This is a genomic window from Protofrankia sp. Cr1, assembly GCF_963555865.1.
In the GTDB taxonomy this organism is placed as follows: Bacteria; Actinomycetota; Actinomycetes; order Frankiales; family Frankiaceae; genus Protofrankia.
In genome coordinates, this window is sequence record NZ_CAUVXO010000156.1 from 5,875 (window position 1) to 10,760 (window position 4,886).

Genomic DNA, 4,886 nt, shown 5'->3' on the forward strand with positions numbered 1-4,886 from the left:
ATTGCGGTGCTGACCGTCCTGCTCCGAAATCAGGGCGGCGCGCAGCCTCTCGGCGACATCCTCGGGCATCGTCACCGACGCGAGCGCCGCGAGATCCCGACGCACCTGCCGCAGTGCGGTCACGGTTTCGCGGCACTGCGGGCAGGCCCCGACATGCAGGGCCACGCCGGATGGCGAATGGTCGCCCTCGGCATAGGCGTCGAGGCGCTCAACATCCGGATGTTGATCAGCTACCATCGCTGGTCACCTCCTCCGGCCGCGTCGGATGCATTGACGTGCCTGCTCTGACTGACGGAATCGAGCGCCGTAGGGTTCCCAGGACGCAGGTAGTCGAGCATTACAGCCAGCTTTGTGCGTCCTCGCGCGCACCGGCTTTTCACTGTGCCCACCGGCACGGCGAGCAGTGCGGCCGCATCCGCGACCGAATACCCCAGGACGTCGACCAGCACCACCGCCAGCCGTAGCGCTTCGGGCAGCCGGCTGAGTGCGGCGTCGACAGCGAGCCTGGTCTCACCCTCGGCCATGGCGTCGCGCGGTTCGGCCAGTTCGCCTTCGCCGTCTGTGGGCAGCCGAACCTGTGGTCGAGCCGCCCGGCGACGCAGCCGGTCCAGGCAGGCGTTGACCACGATGCGGTGCAGCCAGGTAGCCACCGACGCCTCACCCCGGAATGTCGCGGCACCGCGGTAGGCGCAGAGCATGGCCTCCTGGACGGTGTCAGCGGCGTCCTCGCGGTCGCGCAGCATGCCGACCGCCACCGTCCACATGCGGTTGCCGTGGGCCCGAACCAGCGCGGCGAACGCGTCCGGGTCGCCGTCGAGGTGCCGGCGGAGCAGGTCCCGGTCCTGTTCGGCCTGTTCTGGCGCAGGGGAGAGCGCAGCGTCGCCGACCGCACCTGCGGGCGGTTCACCCGCGGGCGGTTCACCCGCGGGCGGTTCACCCGCGGGCGGTTCACCCGCGGGCGGTTCGGACGTGGACGGTTCGGATGTGGACATCGGACGACGGCCCGGGGGCGGGGGACCGTGGCCCTACGAGTGGAAGGACACGTCGACGATCGAACCCTTGAAGCGCCCGTCTGAAGCCGTCGGCAGCTTGGTCAGCCACACGACCCAGTACTGGTGGGCGGCTGTCGCCGGGACCGACACGGTGGTAGCTGTGCCGGCTGGGGCAGCGGCCTCGGAGACGACAACCGGGTAGCCGTTTATGTCGTTGACCGCTGCATCACCGGCCCGTAGCTCAAACGAGGTTGGACCACCGCCAAATGTGATCGTCATGTCGCGGACGATGACGGGCTGGCCAAAGTCCAGCCGGAGACCTACCCCGCTCTTGGGCAGCCCGCCGAACTGCCTGCCGTCGGTGTTGTTATAGCCACTCGTCGTCCAGGACGTGGCTGGATTCCCATCGATCGCCTTCGGCGCATCGCTGTTGTTCTCGTCGCCGTCCGATCCCTGGGGGTCGAACGCCGCGACGGTGGGCTTGAGAACGACACCCACCGCCGTGGTCGCTGACGCGGTCGGTGTCGGCGCGGTCGTGATCTTCTTCTGTGGAGCGCGGTTCAGCATGGTCATCGCGACGACGACGAGGGTTACGGCGACCACAAGCGCAACCACGATCGCCAGGATGCGGCGTGGCGACCATGAGGTCCCCTTGGAGTACGGAGAGCCTTTGGCACCGCGTCGCCGGGATGCGGCGCGCTGCTGTGTCGGCAACCGTTCCAGCCCGCCGTTGGGATAGCCGCTGTTGGCGGGATAGCCGGCGCTGACCGGGTAGGCGTCTCCCGCACTGCCGCCGCGCGAGCCGCCACCCCTGGGGTAACCACCGTTCGGGCCGGGGTTCTGCCCGGCCGGACCCTGCCGTCCATCGTCCACCGGGTGCCCGGTGGCGGCGTACTCGGTGGACGGGGACCCTGAGGCCATGGCGCGGGTCATCGGCGGCTCGTCGTCGATGCGGACCCGCCCGAGGTCGAGGGTGCCCTCGGGCGGCGCGATCTCCTCGAGGGCTTCGGCGAGCTCCGCGGCGGATGCGATCGGCGGGCGGTGCGCCCGGTCATCCCCGAGCGTGGCGAGGGTGAGCGCGTCGAGGTTTCGGGGTACGCCCGCCCGCACCTGGCGGGGTGAACACGCCCGTCCGTCGCTGGTCGGCGGCGCTGTGGGTAGCCCGCACTCGCGGTCCAGCGGCCACCGTCCGGTCAGCGCCGAATACAGCAGACCACCCATCGCCCGGACGTCGTCGGCGGCCAGGTTGGTGGAGTCGGCCCATGGTTCAGCCTGGCTGTGCGCGCCTTTCTCCAGGGCGGCGACGACCGAGCCGGTACCGAGGTCGACCACCTTGACCATGCCGTGGTGCGAGATGATGACGTCGCTGGGCCGCAGGTCGCCGTGGTGGATGCCGCGCTCGTGGGCGGCGGCGAGCACCCGCGCGACGGCCAGCATCACGGTCGCGGCCTGGTCCGGCCGCAGCGGGCCCTCGGCGGACAACGCCTGCAGGGAGGTGCCCTCCACCCATTCACTCACCACGTAGGACACCGGACCGGCGCCGGTGGTGGTCGAGGTTGCGTCATAGGTCGATGCCGCGCCCGGGTGAACCAGCCGGCCGGAGGCGATGGCTGCGGACAACAGCATCTCGGCGGCGCGATCATGCGCCGCCGCCGCGGAGTCGTGCGCGTCCGGGCTGAAGCGCTGCACCACGCGGACGGCGACGGGGCGGGCGAGGATGCGGTCGTCGCCGCGCCACAGGGTGACCGGACCACGCGCGTGCATGACTGAAAGTAGTTGGTATCGGCCGTCCAGCGTGGTCTTCACCGGAAGCGTGTCAGGCCCCGGCGGCGGCATCGGGCCCGTCTCATCCGCAGACGGAGAGTGGGACCCGGGTGCCGCCATGGTGTCGGCCCGGCGGGTTGCGCTGCTCGTCACATCTTCATTGACGTCAGCCAGCGGCGGTCGGTTGTGCCCGTCGACCACTGTGCCTCCGTCATCACCGACGCGCCCGGCTGTCGTAGCCGGATGCAGCTTGTTCAGTGTACGAGCCCCGGGCCTGCCGATCGGTGATTGCACCGGTTGCGATTGGAATCAGTGCGCAGATCGGGAACCGAACCGGCTACGTACAGTCGTGACAAGCGCCGCCATCTCCGCCAGTCGCATCCGAATAATAGTCGTAAGATATATTATAATGCCAACCGTGCAGGCGAGGAGCACGCTCACGCCGGAACCGACCCAGCCCGAACCAATGATCATACGCACTCCCGAGGCGACGGCTGCTGCCACCACCGCGCTCAGGCCGCCGGCGATGGTCACCTGAGTGAGCATGCGAGCGATCCGTCCGCCGTCGATGCCGCCGAGGCGAGCCTGCAACAGTGTTGACGAGGCTGCGACACCTACCAGGTAGGAGGCGGCAAAGGCCAGTGCCAGCGCGACCGACCGCTGCCTGTCGGGCAGCAATGAGCTCAGCGCGACCGCGCAGATGATATTTGTAGCCACGACACCTATGTTGATCAGTGCGGGTGTGCGGCTGTCCTGGTGGGCGTAGAAGGCCCGCAGCTGCACCTGGAACAGCGAGAACGGCACCAGGGCGACGGCGAAGGCGGCAAGGGTGTCGCCGATCCGCAGGGCGCCGGCGTAGTTCACGGCGCCGTGGTCGAAGACCGTGACCGCGATCGGGCGACCCAGCGCCAGCAACGTGAGTGCTGCCGGCACGATCACGACGCCGGCCAGGCGCATCCCGGTCGAGAGATCCTGGCGGACGAGGTCGCGCCGGTTGTCGGCGGCGTGTGCGCTCATCCGCGGCAACAGCGCAGTGATCACCGATACGGCGATGATCGCGTAGGGTAGCTGGAAGATCTGATATCCGTACGTGTAGATGGTGTACGCCGTCGCGGAGCTGGACAGCCGCACGATGACCAGGTACCCGACCTGGCTGACCGCCACGTAGAGCAGCGTCCAGCCGGCCAGCCGCACCGCCTGGCGCAGCCCGGGGTGGGACAGGTCCAGCCGCGGCCGGTAGCGGAACCCGACCGCACGCAGCGACGGCAGCAGGGCGAATGTCATGACCACCACGCCGAGGGTCGTGCCGCCAGCCAGCACCGTGATCTGGGCATTGCTGATCCCGCCGACGGTGGGCGGCCTGGGGCCGGGCACGAAGATGAACGCCATGCAGGTGGCGATCACGATCAGGTTGTTGAGTACGGGCGCGAACATCGGTGCGGCGAACGACTGCCGCACATTGAGTATTGCCCCGATCGTGGCGCCTAGGCCATAGAAGATCACCTGTGGCAGGAACCAGCGCAGGAACGTGACGGCGAGGTCCCGCTCGGCGCCGCCGGCGGCCAGATAGGCGTTGATGATGAGCGGGGCGGCCACCATCGCGACCACCACCGCCCCACCGAGCGCCAGCACCACCAGGGTGAGCAGCGAGGATGCGAACGCCTCGCCCTGGTCGGGGTCGTCCTTGGCGGCCCGGACGAGTACCGGCACGATGACGCTGGACAGCACTCCGCCGATCAGCAGGTCATAGAGGATGTTCGGGGTGGTGTTGGCGACGTTGTAGGCGTCCCCGGCCGCGCCCGTGCCGATGGCCGTCGCGATCGCCACCGTCCGCAGGAAACCCGATGCCCGGGACGCGACCGTGCCGATCGCCATCGTGCCGCTGGCTCGACCCAGGGTCATCGCCCCGCGGCCGGCGGACTTCGCCGGGCCGCCGGTCGCCGGGCCCCGTCCCGGCCGGACCTGGTGGGGCGCGCCCAGGTGTGTTTCCTGGCGCGGTGTGAGGTGCTGGGGCCGGGCTGGCGGCGCGGCTGGTGGCGCACCGAAGGGTCCCGGCGTCTGGGTGGTCGGCCCGCTGGGATCGAAGTCGGATCGTCTGCGATGTCGGGCGGGCGGCTTCCTGGTCCCGTC

3 protein-coding genes and 1 pseudogene are annotated in these 4,886 nt (G+C 69.7%); all 4 read right to left on the bottom strand.

Annotated features, from left to right (window positions below; genetic code table 11):
- A pseudogene (locus U9980_RS13935) lies at nt 1–237 on the bottom strand (hypothetical protein); the annotation flags it as partial.
- Entirely contained in the window at nt 231–992 is a 762-nt protein-coding gene (gene sigM / locus U9980_RS13940; protein ID WP_322768303.1) for an RNA polymerase sigma factor SigM, read from the bottom strand. The gene sigM and the pseudogene U9980_RS13935, both read right to left, overlap by 7 nt.
- Before the next feature lie 33 nt (nt 993–1,025).
- Complete coding sequence (locus tag U9980_RS13945; protein WP_322768304.1) at nt 1,026–2,828, bottom strand: protein kinase family protein; 1,803 nt, start codon at nt 2,826–2,828, stop codon at nt 1,026–1,028.
- A gap of 237 nt (nt 2,829–3,065) precedes the next feature.
- On the bottom strand, nt 3,066–4,886 hold a 1,821-nt coding region (gene murJ / locus U9980_RS13950), incomplete at its 5' end, for a murein biosynthesis integral membrane protein MurJ (RefSeq protein ID WP_322768305.1).

Bases quoted from the DNA above. Each gene is read 5' to 3' on its own strand.
- sigM (WP_322768303.1), bottom strand. From the start codon at position 992: ATGTCCACATCCGAACCGTCCACGTCCGAACCGCCCGCGGGTGAACCG.
- U9980_RS13945 (WP_322768304.1), bottom strand. From the start codon at position 2,828: ATGCCGCCGCCGGGGCCTGACACGCTTCCGGTGAAGACCACGCTGGAC.